At 54.0% G+C, this 21,953-nt stretch carries 22 protein-coding genes; all 22 read left to right on the top strand.

Annotated elements, in window-relative coordinates; all coding sequences use genetic code 11:
- The first annotated feature begins 8 nt into the window (after positions 1-8).
- The 22 genes from JMF85_RS02820 to lysS all read left to right on the top strand — a co-directional run bounded on the left by JMF85_RS02820 (position 9) and on the right by lysS (position 21,635).
- Positions 9-782 (top strand): vWA domain-containing protein, encoded by a 774-nt coding sequence (locus tag JMF85_RS02820; protein ID WP_127610096.1) that lies wholly within the window; start codon positions 9-11, stop codon positions 780-782.
- Positions 766-1,680, top strand: a complete 915-nt coding sequence (locus JMF85_RS02815; protein ID WP_236595712.1) for a protein kinase domain-containing protein — start codon at positions 766-768, stop codon at positions 1,678-1,680. Before JMF85_RS02820 ends, JMF85_RS02815 begins: the two co-directional genes overlap by 17 nt.
- A 34-nt stretch (positions 1,681-1,714) precedes the next feature.
- Positions 1,715-3,139, top strand: a complete 1,425-nt coding sequence (gene tilS, locus JMF85_RS02810) for a tRNA lysidine(34) synthetase TilS (protein ID WP_201317698.1) — start codon at positions 1,715-1,717, stop codon at positions 3,137-3,139.
- A gap of 17 nt (positions 3,140-3,156) precedes the next feature.
- Positions 3,157-3,696, top strand: a complete 540-nt coding sequence (gene hpt, locus JMF85_RS02805) for a hypoxanthine phosphoribosyltransferase (protein WP_127610072.1) — start codon at positions 3,157-3,159, stop codon at positions 3,694-3,696.
- A 71-nt stretch (positions 3,697-3,767) separates the two neighbouring features.
- Entirely contained in the window at positions 3,768-5,750 is a 1,983-nt protein-coding gene (gene ftsH / locus JMF85_RS02800; protein WP_054797898.1) for an ATP-dependent zinc metalloprotease FtsH, read from the top strand.
- Between the two features lie 271 nt (positions 5,751-6,021).
- On the top strand, positions 6,022-6,960 hold the full coding sequence (nadA, locus tag JMF85_RS02795; RefSeq protein ID WP_054797899.1) for a quinolinate synthase NadA: 939 nt from the start codon (positions 6,022-6,024) through the stop codon (positions 6,958-6,960).
- A gap of 36 nt (positions 6,961-6,996) precedes the next feature.
- Positions 6,997-8,610, top strand: a complete 1,614-nt coding sequence (gene nadB, locus JMF85_RS02790; protein ID WP_127610076.1) for an L-aspartate oxidase — start codon at positions 6,997-6,999, stop codon at positions 8,608-8,610.
- Positions 8,603-9,481 (top strand): carboxylating nicotinate-nucleotide diphosphorylase, encoded by an 879-nt coding sequence (gene nadC, locus JMF85_RS02785; protein ID WP_201317697.1) that lies wholly within the window; start codon positions 8,603-8,605, stop codon positions 9,479-9,481. Before nadB ends, nadC begins: the two co-directional genes overlap by 8 nt.
- Positions 9,478-10,242: a type III pantothenate kinase gene (locus JMF85_RS02780; RefSeq protein ID WP_054797900.1), complete on the top strand. Its 765-nt coding sequence runs from the start codon at positions 9,478-9,480 to the stop codon at positions 10,240-10,242. Before nadC ends, JMF85_RS02780 begins: the two co-directional genes overlap by 4 nt.
- A 4-nt stretch (positions 10,243-10,246) precedes the next feature.
- Entirely contained in the window at positions 10,247-11,122 is an 876-nt protein-coding gene (gene hslO / locus JMF85_RS02775; RefSeq protein ID WP_127610078.1) for an Hsp33 family molecular chaperone HslO, read from the top strand.
- A 63-nt stretch (positions 11,123-11,185) separates the two neighbouring features.
- Complete coding sequence (locus tag JMF85_RS02770) at positions 11,186-12,124, top strand: peptidylprolyl isomerase (protein WP_201317696.1); 939 nt, start codon at positions 11,186-11,188, stop codon at positions 12,122-12,124.
- Between the two features lie 116 nt (positions 12,125-12,240).
- Positions 12,241-13,179, top strand: a complete 939-nt coding sequence (cysK, locus tag JMF85_RS02765; RefSeq protein ID WP_127610082.1) for a cysteine synthase A — start codon at positions 12,241-12,243, stop codon at positions 13,177-13,179.
- A 143-nt stretch (positions 13,180-13,322) separates the two neighbouring features.
- Positions 13,323-14,885, top strand: a complete 1,563-nt coding sequence (locus JMF85_RS02760; protein ID WP_201317695.1) for an anthranilate synthase component I family protein — start codon at positions 13,323-13,325, stop codon at positions 14,883-14,885.
- The gene (gene pabA, locus JMF85_RS02755; RefSeq protein WP_054797902.1) at positions 14,882-15,463 is read left to right on the top strand and encodes an aminodeoxychorismate/anthranilate synthase component II; all 582 of its coding nucleotides are present in this window, start codon (positions 14,882-14,884) and stop codon (positions 15,461-15,463) included. Before JMF85_RS02760 ends, pabA begins: the two co-directional genes overlap by 4 nt.
- The gene (gene pabC / locus JMF85_RS02750) at positions 15,460-16,365 is read left to right on the top strand and encodes an aminodeoxychorismate lyase (RefSeq protein WP_201317694.1); all 906 of its coding nucleotides are present in this window, start codon (positions 15,460-15,462) and stop codon (positions 16,363-16,365) included. The genes pabA and pabC overlap by 4 nt, the downstream gene beginning before the upstream one ends.
- Positions 16,358-17,197 carry a dihydropteroate synthase gene (gene folP, locus JMF85_RS02745; RefSeq protein WP_201317693.1) on the top strand — a complete coding sequence of 280 codons (840 nt, stop codon included), beginning with the start codon at positions 16,358-16,360 and terminating at the stop codon, positions 17,195-17,197. The genes pabC and folP overlap by 8 nt, the downstream gene beginning before the upstream one ends.
- A 22-nt stretch (positions 17,198-17,219) precedes the next feature.
- Entirely contained in the window at positions 17,220-17,582 is a 363-nt protein-coding gene (gene folB, locus JMF85_RS02740; protein ID WP_141336468.1) for a dihydroneopterin aldolase, read from the top strand.
- 3 nt (positions 17,583-17,585) lie between these two features.
- Positions 17,586-18,110 (top strand): 2-amino-4-hydroxy-6-hydroxymethyldihydropteridine diphosphokinase, encoded by a 525-nt coding sequence (folK, locus tag JMF85_RS02735; protein WP_201317692.1) that lies wholly within the window; start codon positions 17,586-17,588, stop codon positions 18,108-18,110.
- Positions 18,092-18,322: a helix-turn-helix domain-containing protein gene (locus tag JMF85_RS02730; RefSeq protein WP_127610090.1), complete on the top strand. Its 231-nt coding sequence runs from the start codon at positions 18,092-18,094 to the stop codon at positions 18,320-18,322. Before folK ends, JMF85_RS02730 begins: the two co-directional genes overlap by 19 nt.
- A gap of 28 nt (positions 18,323-18,350) precedes the next feature.
- Positions 18,351-19,343: a tRNA dihydrouridine synthase DusB gene (gene dusB, locus JMF85_RS02725; RefSeq protein WP_054800164.1), complete on the top strand. Its 993-nt coding sequence runs from the start codon at positions 18,351-18,353 to the stop codon at positions 19,341-19,343.
- Positions 19,344-19,542: 199 nt separating this feature from the next.
- A complete protein-coding gene (gene greA, locus JMF85_RS02720; RefSeq protein WP_127610092.1) occupies positions 19,543-20,019 on the top strand; it encodes a transcription elongation factor GreA in 477 nt (158 codons plus the stop codon).
- Positions 20,020-20,138: 119 nt separating this feature from the next.
- A complete protein-coding gene (lysS, locus tag JMF85_RS02715; RefSeq protein WP_141336476.1) occupies positions 20,139-21,635 on the top strand; it encodes a lysine--tRNA ligase in 1,497 nt (498 codons plus the stop codon).
- The last annotated feature ends 318 nt before the right edge of the window (positions 21,636-21,953 follow it).

The following is a 21,953-nucleotide window of genomic DNA, read 5'->3' as shown; positions in this document are numbered from 1 at the left end:
GGATCGACATGAAACAAATTATATTGATTACGGACGGCTGCTCGAATGTCGGCATAAGCCCGGTCATCGCCGCGGCCCATGCCAAGGCGGAAGGCATTGTCGTACATGTAGTCGGCATTGCGGACACCGGGGAGATCGGCGACCTCGGCGCCGTCGAGATTCATGAGATTGCCCAGGCCGGCGGGGGGATCAGCCGCTTGGTGAAACCGGCCCAATTGTCCCAAACCGTTCAGATGATGACGCGTAAAACGGTTGTGCAGACAGTTCAGCAAGCTGTCGGGGCTGAGCTGCGGAGCATCCTTGGACACGATAAGCTCGAAGCGCTGCCGCCGAACGAACGCTCCGAGGTTGTGCGCGTGATCGACGATTGGTCGGAGAAAGCCGATCTGAAAGTCGCACTGCTGATCGACGCGAGCGCGAGCATGAAGCCGAAGCTGCAGGCGGTGAAAGAGGCGATTTACGATTTGCAGCTCAGCCTGCAGTCGCGGGCCGGCGAAAGTTTGTTATCCGTCTTTCACTTCCCGGCGAATCTATCAGGCGACCAAGAGGTCGAAATGGACCTCGGTTGGACGCGCGATCTTGCAAATTTGAACAGGTTGTTCTATAAATTAAACATGAGGGGAACGACGCCCACAGGGCCCGCCTTATTAAAAGTCGTTCATTTTGTAGCCGGGAATACCGGGGATACACAGTATGGGTACGAGACCAAGTCGGAGGTACACGACATCACCGGTCTTGGAAGATCGCGTGAGGAAGGGATCTGGAGTGACTACATCGTTTGAACCCTCATTTGCGGCGGGAACCGTTATACAAGGCAAGTGGAACAAGAACCAGTATCAAGTCGAACGCTTGCTCGGAGAAGGCGCCAACGGCAAGGTGTATTTGGTTCGCCGCGGCAAAAAGCAGTTCGCCCTAAAGATGGGCTTCGATTCATTGGATCATCAATCCGAAGTGAATGCGTTACAAGCGTTGTCGAAATCTGCCTCTTCGTTTCAACAGCTTTGGCTGGAAGCGGACGATTTCTGCTGGAGCGGAGTCGATTATCCGTTCAGCGTGATGCGATATATTAAAGGAAAATCGTTAAACGATTTTATTCGCGATAAAGGGATTGAGTGGATTTATTTGATCGGTCTCAATCTGCTGCGCAAGCTGACCGAATTACATGCAGGCGGTTACGTGTTCGGCGACTTGAAGCCGGAGAACATGCTCATAACGGAATACGGTGACGTCGAGTTAATCGACTTTGGAGGCGTCACGGCCAAAGGGCGTGCCGTCAAACAGTTTACGGAGGTATTTGACCGCGGGTATTGGGGCGGCGGTTCCCGGGTGGCAAGCGAAGCCTATGATTTGTTCTCGTTCGCTGCGTTAATGCTGGGTGTGGCCGACCGCGAGCGTACGTTTGCGAGAGCGGCTTCCATGCTTCCGCAGAACCGCACCGTAGACATGCTGCTCGACCTGCTGAAGGCGAACAAGTCGCTTGCTTCCGTGGAGCCGATTTTGCGCAAGGCGCTGACCGGACGATACGAAACGTCTAAGCAGGCGCTTGCGGATTGGCGGGCCAAAAGCATGCTCGCTGCGCGGCCGGTCACCAAGCGGAATAAGCACGGCGCATGGATTAAAGCTTGCTTTGCCGCATCCTTGATGTTGTTCGCGGCAGCCGTCTATTTTTCGCTGCATTGAGTCATGCCCAAGGAGAGAAGGAAGGAAATTCAGTATGGATGCAGCTTGGTCGTTAATGTCCACGGTGGAGCGATTCATTGATGAAGAGTCGCTTCTTGAAGCGGGGGACGGAGTAGTGGTAGCGGTATCGGGCGGTCCCGATTCCGTGGCGCTGCTGCATCTCCTTTTTGCGTTATCCGAACGCCATCGTTGGCGGTTATCGGTGGCCCATGTCAATCATGGGTTTCGAGGACGGGAGGCGGACGAAGAAGCGGAGTTCGTGAGAGAGCTGGCCGCTTCGTTACGGCTGCCTTTTTACTTGAAGGTGCTGGACATGCCCGGCTATTTGGCGGGAACGAAGGCGAATGCGCAAGCCGCTGCCAGAGCGCTCCGCTATGCTTTCCTGCGCGAGGCTGCGCATGAAGCGGGGGCAGGGCGGATCGCATTGGCCCATCACGCCGACGATCAGGCCGAGACGGTGCTTATGCGTCTGCTTCGCGGTACGGGCCCTTCCGGCTTGGCGGGTATTCCGCTGCGGAGATCCGAGACGGAAGATTTGGAACTTGTTCGGCCCTTGTTACGTATATATAAGGCCGAGCTTATTCGGTACTGCGAGCAGCGCGGGTTAACCTTCAGAACGGACAGCAGCAACCTGGAGACGAAGTATTTCCGTAATCAAATCCGATTGGAGGTACTGCCGTATCTTTCGCGTTACCAGGATCGGCTGCCCGAGTCGTTAAACCGTCTGGCGATATTGGCGGCGGAAGAGGACGACTTGCTCACGCAGCAAACGAGAGCGCTTTTCGAACAATTTGTGAACGCAGAAAACGGTTCCGTTGCTTGGTCGGCCCAATGGTTTGGCGGGGTTCACGTCGCTTTACAAAGGCGGTTGATTAAACTAATATTAAGTTATCTTGCGCTGGACCCGGATTCCGTCGATTATCATCAGATCGAACAACTACGGAACGCCGTCCTTCAGACGAAGGCCGGAAGCGTTCGCATGGATGTCGATTCCCGTCTCACGTTTCGCAGGGAATATGATCGTGTCATGATACATAGGATGGTGTTACCACCCCCCCCGTACGCTTACCATGTAAGCGAGGGACAGACCGAGTTATTCATACCCGAAACCGGCGCGCGGATGGTGTTTCGCTGGCTGGAGCCGGATGACCCGATGCCGTCAGTCCTGGGCGTCCGCGAAGCGGTGTTCGACGTTATGGACATGTCCTTTCCTTTATCGGTTCGAAGCCGCCAAACCGGTGACCGGATGTCGCCGCTTGGGTTAAACGGTTCGAAAAAAGTGAAAGATATGTTCATCGATGCGAAAGTACCGCCTTACCTGCGGGAGCGTACACCGGTTGTGACCGATGCCGAAGGACGAATTCTGTGGCTGCCGGGCGTGAGAAGATCGGCGCAGGCTTTAGTCCGCGAGGACGGCAGGCGCAAGCTGCATATCGAATGGCAATGCGATTTTAACTAACAGTAGGAGGACCTCTCTTGCAAAACGACGTTCAAGAAATCCTGTACAGCGAGCAACAAATTCAAGACAAAGTGAAGGAAATGGGAGAGATTATCAGTCGAGATTTTGAAGGCCGGAATCCGCTCGTCATTTGCGTGCTGAAAGGTGCGTTTATTTTCATGTCGGATCTGGTTAAAAATATTACGATCCCTCTCGAAATCGATTTTATGGCCGTATCCAGTTATGGACATTCCACCAAATCGTCGGGAGTCGTCAAGATTATTAAAGACCTGGATATCTCCGTCGAAGGCCGCCACGTACTCATCGTTGAAGACATCATCGACAGCGGCTTGACGCTTAGCTACTTGATCGACGTGCTGGAACGGCGCAATGCGCTTTCGATCACCATCGCGGCACTTTTTGACAAGCCTGCGCGTAGAACGGCCGATTTGGACGCAGACTATAAAGGCTTTGTCATCCCTGATGCATTCGTTGTCGGATACGGCCTCGATTATGCGGAGAAGTACCGCAATTTGCCTTATGTCGGCATTTTAAAGCCCGAGATTTACTCCACGTAGCATTTCTTGAGATGCCGAGACTTGCTGTGGTACAATATACAAAGTTGCCGTTTGTTGAGAGGAGGTAGGGGATGAATCGCATTATACGTAATACAGGCTTTTATCTGCTCATCTTTTTGGTCACCGTTGGAATCGTCCATTTCATCAGCACCCAGAACGATCAGAAATCCGTAGTCAGCTATGGCGAACTCCGACAACATTTGATGAACAAGAACGTCGAATCGATCATCGTCAAGTATGATGCTCAGACGTATTTGGTCAGGGGGAAGCTAAAGAACGCGGATACGCCGGAAAAGAAAAATTTCGAAGCCCGGGCGCCGTATGAAGAGAGCAGCGGAAACATCTTCCGCTTGATCGAGCAAAGCGACATTCCCGCAAGTAACGTATTTATCGAGAAGATGGAAGGGGACAACGTATGGATTAGTTTCCTCACCTCCATTATTCCGTTTGTCATCATCTTCATCTTGTTCTTTTTCCTTCTGAATCAAGCCCAGGGCGGCGGCGGTAAGGTGATGAACTTCGGGAAGAGCCGGGCAAGACTTTACAACGAAGAGAAGAAACGCGTCACCTTCGAAGACGTGGCCGGAGCCGATGAAGAGAAGCAAGAACTGGTGGAAGTCGTAGAGTTTTTGAAAGACCCGCGCAAGTTTGCGGCTGTAGGGGCGCGTATTCCGAAAGGGGTGCTGCTCGTAGGCCCTCCGGGTACGGGTAAGACGTTGCTCGCCAGAGCGGTGGCTGGCGAAGCCGGCGTTCCGTTCTTCAGCATCAGCGGTTCCGACTTCGTCGAAATGTTCGTCGGTGTCGGTGCGTCCCGGGTGCGCGATTTGTTCGAGAACGCCAAAAAGAATGCGCCTTGTATCATATTTATAGACGAAATCGATGCGGTTGGTCGTCAGCGCGGCGCCGGTCTCGGCGGCGGTCATGACGAGAGGGAACAAACCTTGAACCAATTGCTCGTAGAGATGGACGGATTCGGAGCGAACGAAGGCATTATCATCGTTGCCGCTACCAACCGTGCGGACATCCTGGACCCTGCGCTGCTTCGTCCGGGACGCTTCGACCGTCAAATCACGGTTGACCGTCCGGATGTGAAGGGCCGCGAAGCGGTGCTGAAGGTACACGCGCGCAACAAGCCTTTGGCCAAGGATGTGAAGCTGGATCAGCTGGCTCGTTACACAACCGGCTTCTCCGGCGCGGACTTGGAGAACCTGTTGAACGAATCTGCGCTCATTGCGGCCCGCCGCAATCGCAAAGACATCTCCATGGATGAGATCGACGAAGCTTTTGACCGCGTTGTTGTCGGTACGCAGAAGAAGAGCCGCATCATCAGCGAACGCGAGAAGCGGATGGTCGCTTTCCACGAAGCGGGTCATACGATCGTCGGGATTCACGCCGAGCATGCCGATGTGGTGCACAAAGTTACGATCATCCCGCGCGGACGCGCGGGCGGGTACGTGATGATGCTGCCTAAAGAAGGCGAAGACAAGATGATGCAGACGAAGAACGAGCTGCTCGACAAAGTGACCGGCTTGTTGGCCGGACGCGTTTCCGAGGAGTTGTTCATCGGCGAAATCGGAACCGGCGCGTACAGCGACTTCCAGCGCGCTACAGGCATCGTTCGTCGGATGATAACCGAGTTCGGGATGAGCGATAAGCTTGGACCGATGCAGTTCGGTACGACGCAGGGCCAGGTGTTCCTCGGCCGCGATATCGGGCATGAACAGAACTATAGCGATGCGATCGCTTATGAGATCGATCAAGAAATGCAGTCGATCATTCGCGCTTGTTACGAACGTGCCAAACAGATTCTCACCAAATACAGCGACCAAGTTCGTTTGATCGCCGAGACGTTGATCGAGAAAGAAACGCTCGAGAAAGATCAAATTAAAGAACTGATCGACAGCGGCAAATTGGGTGCGGTTCCTGATGAGGAGCCGGCGCTTGACGGCAAGAACGATGATGTCAAAGTGAACATCCAAAGCCAAGACCAAGCTGCGGACTCCAATAAGCTCGATATCGAGAAGAAAAGCTCGGATGACGAGCAGGATCAATAATATCACGCGAACCGGTGCCGAAAGGTGCCGGTTTTTCCTTTTTGTATCAGGCAAAAAGCGTTGATAAGCGAGAAACTGGCCGTGAGGGATAAGCAGTTGTACAGGCGATGTGTCCGAAGCGTATATTTGTTTCTTTTTGTAGGTATTTAAACATTGACATGGCGGGGCCCCCGCGTGTAAATTAGGTGTAAATCTTTATTATCTTTGTGAACATTTTCACCATCTATTTCGGGGTCTTTACATTCGAGAGGAAAGCAAAGGAAGGTGTGTTATGGAAGCACTGGCACTGGAGCGCAAAGCCGAGCAGCAGCGCGAGCTGAAAGAACGGATCGCTCAATTAAAGAAAGAGCGTAACGCCATTATACTTGCCCATTATTATCAGCGGGATGAAATTCAAGAAGTAGCCGATTTCCGCGGGGATTCGTTCCTTCTTGCACAAAAAGCCGCATCGACGGATGCCGATGTCATCGTATTTTGCGGTGTACACTTTATGGGAGAAAGCGCTAAGATTTTGGCTCCGGGCAAGACGGTTATTATTCCCGATGAGCGCGCCGGTTGTCCGATGGCCGATATGGTCAATGTTGACGGGCTTCGCGCCTTGAAGAAACAGCATCCGAATGCCAAGGTCGTCGCGTACATCAATACATCGGCCGAAGTGAAGTCCGAAACGGACATTTGCTGTACGTCGGCTAACGCCATCAAAGTCATAAACTCGGTAGATTCCGATGAAATCATCTGGGTACCGGATAAGAATCTGGGTGACTACGTATCCAAGTTCACGGACAAGAAAATGATCATCTGGGAAGGCTACTGCAACACTCACGATATGCTGACCGTTAAAGACGTTGAGGAGATGAAAGCTCTGCACCCGAACGCCCAATTCGTGGTTCATCCCGAATGCCGTCCGGAGGTTGTCAAAATGGGCGATTTCGTCGGCAGCACGACGGCCATTATCAAGTACTGCAAGGAATCCGATTGCCAGGAATTTATCGTCGGCACAGAAGACGGCACCGGGTATCAGCTGCGCCTTGACAGCCCGCATAAGCAATTTCATTTTGCCACCAAATACTTGGTTTGTCCGAATATGAAAGTGAATAATTTGAAGAAAGTGGTTAAATGTTTGGAGACGAACAGTCCCCAAGTATACGTACCGCAAGACGTGGCCGATAAGGCCCGTGCATCCTTGGAGCGCATGCTGCAGGTCAAGTAGCATGCGCTACTTCTCTTGTTAGGAAGGTGGAGGCTCATGATCCCCCGTTATATGGTCAATTTCGATTTGCAGCAGCTTCCTACCGTATATACTGACGTGATCGTGATCGGCGCTGGCATCGCCGGTCTTTTTACCGCGCTTAGAAGCGCCGAAACGCATAAAGTGCTGATGGTCACGAAAAAATCGCTGCTGGACAGCAACACACGTTACGCACAGGGAGGCATCGCCGCGGTTATTTCCGATGAGGATTCTCCGGCTTATCATCGGCAAGACACGCTAATTGCCGGAGCGGGCTTATGTTCCTCTTCGGCTGTGGACGTTCTCGTACACGAAGGCCCTGCCGGGGTGAAAGATTTGATCCGGATGGGCACAGAGTTTGATATGGAGGACGGCCGGTACGCCCTTACGAAAGAAGGTGCACACAGCCAGCGGCGTATTTTGCATGCGCAAGGAGATGCGACGGGCGCGGAGATCGTACGCGCGTTGTCCGAACGGACCAAGCAGGACCCGAATATTGAAATTTGGGACGATCATTTTGTGATCGATCTCATTACGCAGGACGGCGAATGCTTCGGGGCTCTCGTACAGAAGCCTGACGGGCAGAAAGTATTCATACGCGCTAACGCCACGGTGTTGTGCAGCGGCGGAGCGGGGCAGTTGTTCCGTTATACGACCAACCCGGACATTGCGACCGGGGACGGCATCGCCATCGCTTACCGGGCCGGAGCTAACATACGCGATGTGGAGTTTATTCAATTTCATCCGACGGCCCTTTGTTATCCGGGCGCCCCGCGTTTCCTGATCTCGGAAGCGGTACGGGGCGAGGGAGCGGTTCTCCGCAACATCAATGGAGAACGCTTCATGGATCGTTACCACCCTCAACTGGAGCTGGCGCCCCGGGATATCGTCGCGCGTGCGATCGTCAGCGAAATGGAGCTGACGAAGTCGACCTTCGTTTACATTGACTTTACGCACGAATCCGAGGAGACGGTTAAATACCGTTTTCCTACGATCTATGAAACTTGTTTGACCTTCGGCCTGGATTTATCCTCTGACTGGATTCCGGTCGCCCCGGCCGCCCATTACATGATGGGGGGCGTGGAGACGGATTTGCACGGCGAAACGACGGTGAAACGGCTGTTTGCCTGCGGCGAAGTCACGTCGACCGGCGTGCACGGAGCCAATCGGCTGGCCAGCAATTCGTTGTCCGAGGCGATCGTGTTCGGACGCCGGATTGTGGAGCGTATCCGCGAGCTGGATAAGATAACGGAAACACCAGTGCTTAGCGAGCGGGGGCGTGCTACGGGGCAAGCCATTCAACCGGTCGTGGAGAAGAAGCTGAAGCTGCAGAAGCTGATGCTGCGTTACGCCGGCTTGAAACGCAATGGCAAAGGACTGGCCAAAGGGTATGAAGAATTGAAGCGGCATCTGGCTATTTTCGACAACTCCTTAGCCAAACGGGAGGAGTATGAGTTCGCGAATCTGCTTATTTGTGCACTTCTGACGACACAAGCCGCCCTGATTAGGGAGGAAAGCCGCGGGGGACACTACAGAGAAGATTTTCCCGAACGCGATGACTTGCTGTGGCGTAAACATACGGTATTCAACCGGGTGAATGGAACGACGGAAGGACGGATTGACGATGTTTGAGTTGAATCGGACGGCTTTGGAACATAACCTAAAAACCTGGCTGGAAGAAGATATCGGGATGGGGGACGTCACGACGATGACGACGATTCCGGAAGCTTCGGAATCGAAAGGAATCATTCATGTCAAGGACACGGGCATCGTCGCCGGACTGCCGGTTGCGAAGGCGGTTTTCGCCGTCGTAGACCCCGCCTTGAGATTCAAGGCTCTGGCTGGCGAAGGACAAGCTGTCAGCCATGGAACGGTGCTGGCCGAGATTGAGGGCAGCACGCGCAGCATTTTGCTTGGAGAACGGCTGGCATTGAATTTATTGCAGCGGATGTCGGGCATTGCGACGCGCACGCGGCAGTTTGTCGATCGATTGGAGGGGCTCCCGACCCGGCTTGTCGATACGCGCAAAACGACGCCGGGCCATCGGATGCTGGAGAAGTACGCCGTGCGTGTGGGCGGCGGCCATAATCACCGGTATGGCTTATATGATGCGGTCATGATCAAAGATAATCATATTAAAGGCGCCGGAGGGATCGCTCAAGCCATTAAAAGCGCGCGAGCCAACATTCCGCACACGATGAAGATTGAAGTCGAGGTCGAGAGCTTCGAACAGCTGGAGGAAGCGCTCGCAGCCGGTCCGGACCTCATCATGCTCGACAACATGGAGCCCGGGCAAATGGAGCAAGCGGTGCGGCGCATTAAAAATCAGGCCCCGCATATCATGGTAGAAGCGTCGGGCAGCGTCAGCCTTGACAGCGTGCGCCTCATTGCGGAAACCGGCGTTGACGTTATTTCCGTCGGCCGATTGACCTACTCGGTGCAAGCGCTCGACATCAGCTTGGATTTGAACGAACAGAAGGGGCAGAAGGAGGAGCGCGCATGATTTTAGTAGTGGACGTGGGGAATACCAATATCGTGCTTGGTATTTACGAAGAGAAGCAGCTGCTGCATCACTGGCGGTTGAGCACGAATCGTTCGACCACTGCAGACGAATACGGGATCATGATGTACAATTTGTTCCAGCATGCGGGCATCGAATTGGACCAGGTTGAGGGGGTTATCATCTCTTCCGTAGTGCCGCCGCTGATGTTTGTACTCGAGCATTTATGTTTAAAATATTTAAAGAAAACGCCGCTTGTCGTCGGTCCCGGCATCAAAACCGGACTGAACATTCGTTATGAAAATCCGAAAGAAGTGGGTGCCGACCGCATCGTGAACGCGGTGGCAGCGATCGACTTGTACGGTCCTCCCTGTATCGTTGTGGATTTCGGTACGGCGACGACGTTTGATTATATCGACGAATCCGGGCAATATATCGGGGGGGCGGTCGCTCCGGGCATCGGCATTTCGACGGAAGCGCTGTACCAGCGCGCCGCCAAGCTCCCTCGCATCGAGCTTGTAAAGCCCAAAAACGTGGTCGGGCGCAACACCGTCAATTCCATGCAGGCCGGCATCATTTACGGTTTTGCCGGTCAAGTGGACGGCATTGTCGACCGGATCAAGCAGGAATCGGGCAAGGATCCCCGCGTTATTGCGACCGGAGGTCTGGCCGAATTGATCGCAAGCGAATCGCGTACCATCGAGCTGGTCAACCCGCTGTTAACCTTACAGGGGCTTCAACTGATTTATGAAAGGAATATGTGATCCTATGCAAGAAGATTATTTGATCCGAGGAACGGCGTTCGGCGGCAAGGTGCGCGCATTTGCCGTTCGGACCAAGCATATCGTGGAAGAGCTCCGGGTCAGACACCAGACGACTCCGACCGCAACGGCGGCTTTGGGGCGAACGGTGACGGCCGCGCTTATGATGGGGACCATGCTGAAGGGCGAAGAGAAGCTGACGGTTCAAGTCAAAGGCGGCGGTCCGATCGGCCAAATCGTAGCGGATGCGAACGCCAAGGGAGAAGTGCGGGGCTACGTGGATAACCCGGCGGTCGACTTGCCGCTGAATGCGATCGGCAAGCTGGATGTGGCCGGTGCGGTCGGCACCGACGGTTTTTTGTATATCACCAAGGATTTAGGCTTAAAGGAGCCTTACCGGGGAAGCATTCCGATAATTTCCGGTGAACTCGCCGAAGATTTCACCTATTATTTCGCGCAATCCGAGCAGACGCCGTCGGCCGTAGCGCTTGGCGTGCTGGTCGATGTTGATTATACCGTGAAGACTGCAGGAGGGTTCATCATCCAGCTGCTTCCCGGCCTGGACGGTCAAGAGATCGCCCAGCTGGAGAAACAGCTCGGGGAGCTGCCACCAATTACGAAGCTGCTCGATCAAGGCGAGAGCTTGGAGTCGATTTTGAAGACGCTGCTGCCCGATGTGGAAGTGTTGGAACGTCGGGACGATATCAAGTTCCAATGCAAATGTTCGCGAGAGCGTGTGGAGCAAACCTTGATCAGTCTGGGACGTTCCGAGCTGGAGCAACTGCTGGCTGAGGACGGGCAAGCAGAGGTGTCTTGTCACTTTTGCAATGAAACCTATAGGTTCAACGGGAGCGAATTAAGCGAACTGATTGAATCTATCTAAGAGGCGATGAGGGGCGGAAGAGGTCTGTCCGAAGATAGAAGTGACCATTCGAGGGGATAGGACATGCGAAACGTTAAGGTTTTATGGGGAATGATCGCTGTGTTGCTGATCGCTGTGGGCATCCTTTCCTCCGTATTAACGGCCCGTTCCTTCCTTCAGCCCGCTGCGGATCCCATACTCGAACCACCGTCGAAGGCCGATCATGAGCTAACGATTGCCAGCATCGGAGATAAAGATATTACGCTGCGAGATTTGGAACAACAATTGCTTCAGAAACACGGCAAAGAGACGCTCGAACAAATGATTGACCATGAGGTCATTCGCAGGGAAGCGGAAACGCTAGGCATTCAGGTTAGCGAGTCTGAAATCAAGCGGGAACTAGAACGGATGCAGCAAGGCTACGAAAGCGAGAATGAATTTTATCAAGCGATGGAAGAACAGCTTGGATTGACGCGTGAGCAATTGAATGAGGACGTCCGTCACAAGCTTTATACGGAAAAGATTTCGATTCAAGGCATCGCCATCGACGACGCCGACGTGGATGATTATATCGCAAGTCATCCCGACGAATTTAAGGCGACCGTTCTGCTTCGGTTGGAGCAGATCGTGACAGCGAGCAAGGAACAGGCGCAGCGTGCGTTGAATGATTTGGCCAAAGGGACGGAGTTTGCCAAGGTCGCCAAGGAGCGTTCCCTCGACGATGCGACGCGAGGGAGCGGCGGCGATCTCGGATGGTTTGAGGAGGACGATCCGTTCGTGCCGGCTCCTATTATGAAAGCTGCCAAGTCGCTCCAGACAGGGCAAATTTCGAAACCGGTAGAAGTCGAAGGACAATTCGTGATCGTTCGGGTCAAAGAGCGTAAAGTGCAGTCCAAAGGCAGCCCGGAAGCGATACGCGAGCAAGTTCGCAAGGAATTGGCGCTGCGGGAAGCGCCGCCTTTGAAGGAAACGATGCAGCGCTTGCGGGAAAAGTGGAACGTCAAGGTGAGCGGAACGTATTGAGCCATGCCATGTAATTTTCATATTGACAACCTTGGCGGGGGTTGATAATATGAAAATATAATACCTAGCAAAACACTCGGATATTTTGAGCCGCTCTTGAGGAGGAGAATTCGCAAATGGCAAGATTAGTTCAAAGCGTTACGGATTTGATTGGGGATACGCCGCTTGTCAAATTGAACCGTGTCGTGCCGGAGGGCAGTGCGGAAATTTATGTTAAGCTGGAGTACCAGAACCCGGGTGCTAGCGTGAAAGACCGTATTGCGATCAGCATGATCGAGGTGGCTGAGCAAGAAGGCCGCATCAAGCCGGGCGACACGATCGTCGAGCCTACCAGCGGTAACACGGGTATCGGGCTTGCTCTGGTAGCTGCAGCGAAAGGTTATAAAGCGATTCTGGTTATGCCGGAAACGATGTCCATCGAGCGCCGCAACCTGCTTCGTGCTTACGGTGCACAGCTCGTTCTGACGCCGGGGGCCGAAGGTATGAAAGGCGCGATCAAGCGCGCTGAAGAAATTCAAGCTGAGAATCCGTCCTACTTCATGCCTCAGCAGTTTAAAAACCAAGCGAACGTGAAAATTCACCGCGAGACAACCGGTCCGGAAATCGTCGAAGCGATCAAAGCCCACGACGGCAAGCTGGATGCGTTCATCTCCGGCATCGGCACGGGCGGTACGATCACAGGCGCCGGCAGCGTGCTGAAAGAAAACTTCCCGGGCATCAAAATTTATGCGGTAGAACCGGCAGCATCTCCAGTGCTTTCCGGCGGTAAACCAGGTCCTCATAAAATCCAAGGAATCGGAGCCGGTTTTGTGCCGGATATTCTGAACACCTCCGTTTACGATGGCGTCATTCAAGTGGAGAACGAAGATGCGTTCGAGACGTCCCGCCGTGTAGCCAAAGAAGAAGGGATCCTTGGCGGTATTTCTTCCGGCGCAGCGATCTATGCCGCTCTGAAAGTGGCGAAAGAACTGGGCGCAGGCAAACGTGTCGTAGCCATCGTTCCGAGCAACGGCGAACGTTACTTGTCCACGCCTTTGTATCAATTTGAAGATTAGTCTTTACGCTTAACCCGAGCCCGCTCCTCACGAGCGGGCTCTTCCTGTTGATGGGAGCGAAGGCCCTCTTTTTTTCACAGCGGTTTTCAAGTATACTAATCCCAATATCACAATCGGAACGAACGGTAAAGGCGGAATGGCGGATGATTCTGACATCTTATGAGGCTTGGAAGGCTTGGGCGAAAGATTATTCGGTGCTGCCTTACGTGCGAAGCTACCCCATACAGGAACCAACGGTCATCTCCTGGGCCCCGGCGTGGCAGGCGGCTGAGCCTGGATCCTTCGTGCTGGAAAGCGGAAAGGGCGGACGTTATACGTTCCTCGGACTGAAGCCCGTATCCGAAATTCGGGGAACCGGCCTGGAAGCGACAGTGCTCGAGCGAGGGAAGGAGCCGCTTCGCCTGCATGGCAACCCGCTTGCGCTGGTCAAACGTTGGATGGCTCCGTTCCGTGGGCCTGCAGTCGATGGGGCGCCGAAATGGATTGGCGGGTGCGTCGGCTTCTGGGGCTATGACGTGGTGCGTACAATCGAGCGGCTGCCCGATCGGGCGGCGGCCGATTTGCCGGTCCCGGATTATGCGTTCGTGCGGATGGACGAGCTGTGGATTATCGATCAACAGGAAAGCAAGCTCTATTGCGCTTATAACGTCCACTGTCCACGGGAACGGCAGGAAGACGAATCGTGGCTGAAGGCGCGCTATGACGAAGCTTCGCGAGCGGTGGATGCGATGAAAGCGCAATGGGACCGTATCGACGCAAGTCGGCATCAACCCGAAATCGCGCTTGAGTTGGACAGGAAGCGCCGCAGCATAGAGGAGGACCGGCTGGAAATCGACCTTGAGGCCATGCAGGGCGTAACGCCCGACTTCTCGCGGGAAGCGTTCATGGCGGCGGTCGACCGCATTCGCGATTATATCGGAGCGGGCGATGTCTTCCAGGTCAACTTGTCCTTGCGTCAACATCAACTGCTCAGGTCGTCGCCGGACGATATTTACGAGTGGCTGCGGGCGGTTAACCCGTCTCCCTACATGGGGCTGCTGCGTTTCTCCGACTTTCAGCTCGTTTCGGGTTCGCCCGAGCTGCTTGTACAGCTGGAGCGGGGCGTCGTCCGCACGCGGCCGATCGCGGGCACGCGCCCGCGGGGGGCGAATGCGGATGAAGACCGCCGCCTGGCGGGCGAGCTGATCGATAATGAGAAGGAGCGGGCCGAGCACATTATGCTCGTCGATCTAGAGCGCAACGACCTCGGCCGCATCTCCGCATATGGAACCGTTCGAGTCAGCGACTTCATGGTCATTGAATATTACTCTCATGTGATGCACATCGTCTCGGAGGTGGAGGGGCGGCTTGCTCCCGGAAAAGATGCTTTTGACGTCATCGGCGCTGCATTTCCCGGAGGAACGATAACGGGCGCGCCGAAGATTCGCACGATGGAAATCATCGAGGAGCTCGAGCCGGTGCGGCGCGGACCGTATACGGGTTCCATGGGTTGGATTGACTATAACGGCGATATGGAATTTAATATAATTATCCGCACGTTGGTCGCAGCCGGCGGCATAGGTTACGTACAGGCCGGCGCAGGAATCGTAATCGACTCGCAGCCGGAACGGGAATATACGGAAGCTATGAACAAAGCCAAAGCGATGTGGAAGGCCATCCAATACAGTGAGCGGAGCCAATGTGCCGCAGGAGGTAAAGAGCGATGATTTTAGTAATCGACAACTACGATTCGTTTACGTATAACTTGGTACAGTACCTCGGCGAGCTCGGACAGGACATCGTCGTTCGCCGTAACGACGAGATCGATCTTGCGGGCATCGAAGCGCTGAAGCCGGATCATATCCTTATTTCCCCGGGTCCTTGCACGCCGAACGAAGCGGGGATCAGCTTGTCGCTGATCGATCATTTTAAGGGGAAAATTCCGATCTTGGGCGTATGTCTCGGTCACCAGTCGATCGGACAAATTTTCGGAGGGGACGTCATTCGCGCCGAGCGGTTGATGCACGGCAAGACATCCCAGATTATTCATGACGGCCGCACGTTATTTAAAGGCCTTCCTTCGCCTTTTACCGCGACCCGGTATCATTCATTGATCGTCAAGAAAGAAACGCTGCCGGATTGCCTGGAGATCAGCGCGGAGACGGCCGAAGGCGAAATTATGGGGCTGCGGCATAAGGAATACCCGATTGAGGGTGTGCAGTTCCATCCGGAATCCATCATTACGGATTATGGGCACCAAATTTTGCGGAATTTCCTGCAGGAGACGGTTGTGAACCGGGCATGATCATGGACTGGAACGGTAGCCTGATCGAAGAAAGTCAAGCCGTGGTCTCGGTATACGACCACGGCTTTCTTTACGGCATGGGTTTATTCGAGACGTTTCGGACCTACGAAGGCCGGCCATTTTTGCTGGATTGGCACTTGGAGCGGCTTCAGGAAGGCTGCGACGAGCTCGACATCCGCTACAAGCCGGACAGGGCTGCGCTCGAGCGGCGTATCGACGCGCTGCTCCGCAGCAACGGACTGCACGATGCCTATTTTCGTTTGACGGTAACGGCCGGGCCTGAAGCGCTAGGTCTGCCGGCCGTCGCTTATGAGAAGCCGAACGAGGTTATATACGTAAAGCCGCTGCCGCCCGTTGATCCGGCGCTGCACCGGGAGGGCAAAGCGCTGCAGCGCCTTGTCTTGCGGCGAAATACGCCGGAGGGCGCCGTTCGCTTGAAATCTCTGCATTACATGAATAACCTGCTGGCGAAGAAAGAAATGCGCCGTTACCCGTGGGCAGCGGGAGCCGAGGGACTGTTCCTCGATGGACAAGGCCACCTGTGCGAGGGCTTAGTGAGCAATCTTTTCTTTGCCCGGGGAAGCCGGCTGTATACGCCTTCGGTCGATACGGGCTTGCTCCCGGGGATAACGCGCCGTTTTATCCTTACCTCTGCGCATGAGCTGGGGATCGATGTCGTAGAAGGCCGATTCGGCTGGGAGCAGCTGGCGGAAGCGGACGAAGCGTTCATGACGAATTCGATCCAGGAGATTGTTCCGGTGACGAAGCTGTACGAAGAAACAGGCGATTGTCTCAAACTTGGCAGCGGCCGCGTCGGGCCGGTTACCGAACGGCTGCAGCGCCATTATCGGAATAGCATAAATAGGGTTGTTTCAGAAGGGAGAGAGTGGGTAAATGAATAAAACGAAAACCATTGCTTCCGGCGCCGTCCGGCTTGATTACGGAGTCCGCACGCTTGTCATGGGCATTCTGAACGTGACGCCGGATTCTTTCTCCGACGGCGGTGCGTATATCGAACCGGAAGCGGCGGTTGCCCGCGCCAGGCAGATGATTGCCGAAGGCGCCGATATCCTTGATATTGGCGGCGAGTCTACACGTCCGGGCTTTGCGCCGGTAAGCGCCGAGGAGGAGCAGCGCCGGGTGCTGCCGGTCATTCGTGCCATCCGCGAAGCGGGCATTGGGGCGCCCATCTCCATCGATACCTACAAGGCCGAGACCGCAAGGAAGGCGATGCTGGCCGGTGCGTCGATGCTGAACGATATATGGGGCTTGCAGAGGGACGCGGAGATGGCCAAGGTGGCGGTAGAGTTTGACTGCCCGATTGTGCTGATGCATAATCGCAAGGAAGCGGTGTATGCTAATTTTATGCATGACGTGCTGGCTGATTTACAGGAAACGATCCGCCGGGCCCAGGCTGCGGGCATTCGGGACGAGCAGATCATCCTTGACCCGGGCATCGGCTTCGCCAAATCGTACGAACAGAATCTCCAGCTGATGAATGAGCTGCATCGCATTCGGGCTCTCGGTTACCCGGTTCTGCTCGGCACCTCCCGCAAAAGCATGATTCGGTTGACGCTGAACCTCCCTGCGGACGACGTCGTCGAAGGGACCGCGGCAACGGTTGCGCTGGGCATCGCGCAAGGCTGCGGAATCGTACGCGTGCACGACGTGAAGGCGATGCGCCGCGTTGCCGACATGACGGACGCTATCGTACGGCACAAGGTTGAAACATAAACGGGGAGGAGGCGCGTTCCTTTTGGATAAAATCATCATGAAAGGGATGGCCTTTTATGGCTATCACGGCGTGTACGCGGAAGAGAACAAGCTGGGTGCGCGGTACTATGTCGATGCGGAGCTGCACATGCCGTTAGACAAGCCCGGTCATTCAGACGCTCTTGAGGACACGGTCAATTATGCCGAAGTTCATGAGCTCGTTAAAGCCATTGTCGAACAGAAAACGTTCAAACTGATTGAAGCGCTTGCGGAACATATTGCATCCGAGGTGCTTCGAACTTATACTGGTATACATGCAATTACAGTTCGGGTGACGAAACCCCACCCGCCGGTAGCTATTCTTTTTGACGGCGTTACGGCGGAGATTCACAGAAAGCGGGCATAACGCATGAACGAAACGGACGCGCACACGCGCGAGCCGCAGGAACTCGCCTATCTCGGTCTCGGCTCCAACATCGGGGATCGGGAACATTACTTGCTGGAGGCAGTTCGCCTGCTTACGGAACATCCGCAGATCGTCGCCGCCGGATGTTCCGGTTTGTACGAAACCGAACCTGTCGGATATGTAGAGCAGGAGGCTTTCTTGAACATGGTCGTCGCTGTCAGCACAACGTTAAGCCCGGAAGCTTTGTTCCATGAGATGCTGCGGGTGGAGCACGAGCTTGGCCGCAAGCGGGAGATTCGCTGGGGGCCGCGGACGATCGATTTGGATTTACTGCTTTTTGGAGACCGGGTACAGAATCGGCCGGATTTGATTTTACCTCACCCCCGGATGATGGAGCGGGCATTTGTACTGGTGCCCCTTGTCGATGTGATGACGCAACGGGAACCGCTTCGAGCCGAGTCGTTTCGCGAACGGCTCGAAGCGGTGGAAGGAAAGGAAGGCGTTTTATTATGGAAAAAAACATGCTAGCCCAGCGCATCCGCGCTTTTCGTAAATTGAAAGGCTTCACGCAAAACGAACTTGCCGAACGGCTCGACGTATCCATTGCCGTGCTCGGTTCGATCGAACGGGGAACCCGCAAGGCGGATCCCAAGATCATTCTGAAAATATCCGAAACGCTCGGCATCGACCCCGAGGAGCTGGCTCCGGCCATGACGTCCTTAAGAAGCGATCGAGCCTAGTGCTTTCATCAGGAAGGAGTGAACTCTAGTGCTGCAAATCGGTAATGTTACTGCGCCCAATAAGGTCGTGCTGGCTCCTATGGCCGGCGTCTGCAATCCCGCCTTCCGCTTGATTGCGAAGGAATTCGGCTGTGGCCTTGTCTGTGCAGAGATGGTCAGCGATAAGGCGATTTTACACGGTAACCATCGTACGATGGAGATGCTCTTCGTCGATGAGCGGGAGAAACCGCTCAGTCTGCAAATTTTCGGCGGCGACACGGAGACGTTGGTGGAAGCGGCGAAGTATGTGGATGAGCATACGAACGCAGACATCATCGACATCAACATGGGCTGTCCCGTGCCGAAAATCACCAAATGCGACGCCGGAGCCCGTTGGCTTCTCGATCCCGGCAAAATCGAACAGATGGTGTCTACGGTATCCAAGGCCGTAAGCAAGCCGGTTACCGTGAAGATGCGGATCGGCTGGGACGACGAGCACGTGTACGCGGTGCAGAACGCGAAGGCCGTTGAGAACGGCGGAGGCGCCGCGGTTGCGGTCCACGGACGCACCCGGGTGCAAATGTATACTGGTCAAGCCAATTGGGATATCATTAAAGAAGTTAAATCGTCCGTTTCGATTCCGGTGATTGGCAACGGGGACGTGTTTACGCCGGAAGACGCGAAGCGTATGCTCGACCATACCGGCGTGGACGGGGTGATGATCGGCCGGGCGGCGCTCGGGAACCCCTGGATGCTGTATCGGACGATTCAATACTTGACGAACGGGGAGCTTCCGCCGGAACCAAGCCCGCAAGAGAAAATCCGCATCGCAATTTTGCATTTGGACCGATTGACGGCGTTGAAAGGTGAGTCGGTTGCCGTGAAAGAGATGCGCAAGCACCTGGCCTGGTATTTGAAAGGTTTGCATGGAGGCGCTCGGATCAAAGATGCGATTATGGAGCAGACGAAGCGGGATGCCATGGTCGAGCTGCTGAACGACTTCGTACAATCGCTGGAAGACCGGGCTGCAACGGTGCAATAAGGCCCTAAATGGAGAGTTATGGACGCGAAATGGCTTACATTGACATTTAGATAGGCTTGAAATATAATCAGTCAATAGTCATCAAGGTCGGCAGGAGTCATGATGTTCCTGCGCGTTCATATAGTAGTAATCAGTGAACTCATATTCGATTTAGCGGTTCCTTTATGAAAATCTTTCACATGACGGGAGACAGGTTGCAATGAGTGAAAAAGAAGTCATTCTCACGCAGGAAGGTTTAAAAAAGCTCGAAGAAGAGCTAGAACATCTGAAATCCGTCAAGCGTCGCGAAGTGGCAGAACGGATTAAAGTGGCTATCGGATACGGAGACATCAGCGAAAACTCCGAGTATGAAGATGCCAAGAACGAGCAAGCGTTCGTTGAGGGTCGTATTATCACGTTAGAGAAGATGCTTCGCAACGCGCGTATCATCAATAACGACGAAGTCGACACCGATACGGTTAACGTCGGCTCCCGAGTGATCTTGAAAGACCTCGAATTTGGAGATATTGTCGAGTATTCGATCGTAGGAACGGCGGAATCCGATCCCTTTCAGAATAAAATCTCCAACGAAAGCCCGGTTGGCAAGTCTATTCTAGGCAAACGTAAAGGTGCCGTCGTGGACGTTAACGTTCCTGCAGGCGTCATTCAGTATGAAATCGTCGATATTAAGAAGTAAAATTTGAAGTAACGACAAGAAGCTTCCACGGGAAGCTTTTTTGCCTATAGTCCGGGTGCCCCGCTGTTGTCGCGTCGGCTCCCGGCTTCCGGTTATTCAACAAGCAAGGAGCGAAGATGATGACAGTGGAATTGGAATTAAATGAACTGCTTCAAATTAGACGCAACAAATTGGACGAGCTGCGCGGGCTCGGAGTCGACCCGTTCGGACAAAAGTTCGATCGCACCCATCATGCGGCGGATATTGTGAAAGCCTATGAGTCCCAGAGCAAAGAAGAGCTGGAGGCGCTCGGCGTCGAAGTGAGCATTGCCGGACGCATTATGCAGAAGCGCGAAATGGGCAAGGCCGGCTTTGCCCATCTTCAAGATATCACGGGTAAAATTCAAATCTATGTCCGCGCGGATACGGTTGGCGAAACGCCATACAAAGCCTACGATCTCCTCGATATCGGCGATTTAATCGGCGTACGCGGCACCGTATTCAAGACAAAAACGGGCGAACTCTCGATTAAGGCGAAGTCCGTCGAAGTATTGTCGAAATCGCTGCTGCCGTTGCCCGAGAAATACCATGGCTTGAAGGATGTCGAACTGCGCTACCGTCAGCGCTATGTGGACTTGATCATGAATCAGGACGTTCAACAAACGTTTATTACCCGTTCCAGAATCATTCAATCCATGCGGCGCTATTTGGACTCCCGGGGCTATTTGGAGGTCGAGACTCCAACTTTGCACGCGATCGCAGGCGGGGCTGCGGCTCGGCCGTTCATTACGCATCATAACGCATTGGACATGCAGCTCTACATGCGGATTGCTATTGAGCTCCATCTGAAACGTTTGATCGTCGGCGGCATGGAGAAAGTGTACGAAATCGGACGTGTATACCGGAACGAGGGTATTTCGACGCGTCACAATCCGGAATTTACAATGATCGAGCTGTACGAAGCCTATGCCGATTACCAAGATATCATGAAGTTGACGGAAGAAATGATTGCGCATATCGCGCAGGAAGTTCTCGGCTCGACGACGATCTCGTACCAAGGTCAAGAGATTAATCTCGCTCCGCCTTGGCGCCGCGTGACGATGGTCGACGCGATTAAAGAAGTGGTAGGCGTCGATTTTAGCGTGGAGATGAGCGACGAAGAAGCCCATCGTTTGGCGAAAGAGCATAAGGTTCCGGTGGAGCCGATGATGACGTTCGGTCATATTGTGAACCAGTTCTTCGAAACGTTCGTGGAAGAAACCCTGATTCAGCCTACGTTTATTACCGGACATCCGGTAGCGATTTCGCCGCTCGCGAAAAAAAGCAGCAAGGACCCGCGGTTCACGGATCGCTTCGAGCTGTTCATTGTGGCGCGCGAGCATGCCAATGCGTTTACCGAACTGAACGATCCGATCGATCAACGGGAGCGTTTTGAAGCGCAGCTTGTTGAGAAGGAGCAGGGGAACGACGAGGCGCATGAGATGGATGAAGATTTCATCCGCGCGCTGGAGTACGGTATGCCGCCTACTGGCGGACTAGGTATCGGGATCGACCGCTTGGTCATGCTGCTGACCGATGCGCCTTCGATCCGGGACGTCTTGCTGTTCCCGCTGATGCGCGAGCGGCAAGGGGAGTAACCTTATATAGAAAAGCGCGCGGCTTAGACACAAGCCGCGCGCTTTTTTTTTGCGCAGATTCGGCATTTTTTAATTATTTTGTCGAAAAAACACTTGCATTCCGGCTGCAGATTTGATATATTAGTCCTTGTCGCTTCTGAACTAACGGACTGCAAGTTAAAAGTTGAAAAATGACTATTGCAATTCAGTAGGCAGATGTGATATTATATAAAAGTCGCTTTTGACGGAAATGTAAAATGAAGTCGAAAATGACTGAAAATTGCCCTTTGAAAACTGAACATCGAGTGAGTGCTTTAAATAAGAGATAGCAATATCTCG

Source organism: Paenibacillus sp. EPM92 (assembly GCF_016586185.1).
GTDB lineage: Bacteria > Bacillota > Bacilli > Paenibacillales > NBRC-103111 > Paenibacillus_G > Paenibacillus_G validus.
This window is presented reverse-complemented; position numbering and strand designations above follow the sequence as displayed.

Excerpts from the sequence above, each read along its gene's own strand:
- hslO (WP_127610078.1), top strand. The coding sequence starts at position 10,247 with ATGCAAGAAGATTATTTGATCCGAGGAACGGCGTTCGGCGGCAAGGTG.
- lysS (WP_141336476.1), top strand. The coding sequence starts at position 20,139 with ATGACAGTGGAATTGGAATTAAATGAACTGCTTCAAATTAGACGCAAC.
- nadA (WP_054797899.1), top strand. The coding sequence starts at position 6,022 with ATGGAAGCACTGGCACTGGAGCGCAAAGCCGAGCAGCAGCGCGAGCTG.
- JMF85_RS02780 (WP_054797900.1), top strand. The coding sequence starts at position 9,478 with ATGATTTTAGTAGTGGACGTGGGGAATACCAATATCGTGCTTGGTATT.
- nadB (WP_127610076.1), top strand. The coding sequence starts at position 6,997 with ATGATCCCCCGTTATATGGTCAATTTCGATTTGCAGCAGCTTCCTACC.
- tilS (WP_201317698.1), top strand. The coding sequence starts at position 1,715 with ATGGATGCAGCTTGGTCGTTAATGTCCACGGTGGAGCGATTCATTGAT.
- nadC (WP_201317697.1), top strand. The coding sequence starts at position 8,603 with ATGTTTGAGTTGAATCGGACGGCTTTGGAACATAACCTAAAAACCTGG.
- cysK (WP_127610082.1), top strand. The coding sequence starts at position 12,241 with ATGGCAAGATTAGTTCAAAGCGTTACGGATTTGATTGGGGATACGCCG.
- JMF85_RS02760 (WP_201317695.1), top strand. The coding sequence starts at position 13,323 with ATGATTCTGACATCTTATGAGGCTTGGAAGGCTTGGGCGAAAGATTAT.
- ftsH (WP_054797898.1), top strand. The coding sequence starts at position 3,768 with ATGAATCGCATTATACGTAATACAGGCTTTTATCTGCTCATCTTTTTG.
- pabA (WP_054797902.1), top strand. The coding sequence starts at position 14,882 with ATGATTTTAGTAATCGACAACTACGATTCGTTTACGTATAACTTGGTA.
- folP (WP_201317693.1), top strand. The coding sequence starts at position 16,358 with ATGAATAAAACGAAAACCATTGCTTCCGGCGCCGTCCGGCTTGATTAC.
- JMF85_RS02730 (WP_127610090.1), top strand. The coding sequence starts at position 18,092 with ATGGAAAAAAACATGCTAGCCCAGCGCATCCGCGCTTTTCGTAAATTG.
- greA (WP_127610092.1), top strand. The coding sequence starts at position 19,543 with ATGAGTGAAAAAGAAGTCATTCTCACGCAGGAAGGTTTAAAAAAGCTC.
- JMF85_RS02770 (WP_201317696.1), top strand. The coding sequence starts at position 11,186 with ATGCGAAACGTTAAGGTTTTATGGGGAATGATCGCTGTGTTGCTGATC.
- pabC (WP_201317694.1), top strand. The coding sequence starts at position 15,460 with ATGATCATGGACTGGAACGGTAGCCTGATCGAAGAAAGTCAAGCCGTG.
- JMF85_RS02820 (WP_127610096.1), top strand. The coding sequence starts at position 9 with ATGAAACAAATTATATTGATTACGGACGGCTGCTCGAATGTCGGCATA.
- folK (WP_201317692.1), top strand. The coding sequence starts at position 17,586 with ATGAACGAAACGGACGCGCACACGCGCGAGCCGCAGGAACTCGCCTAT.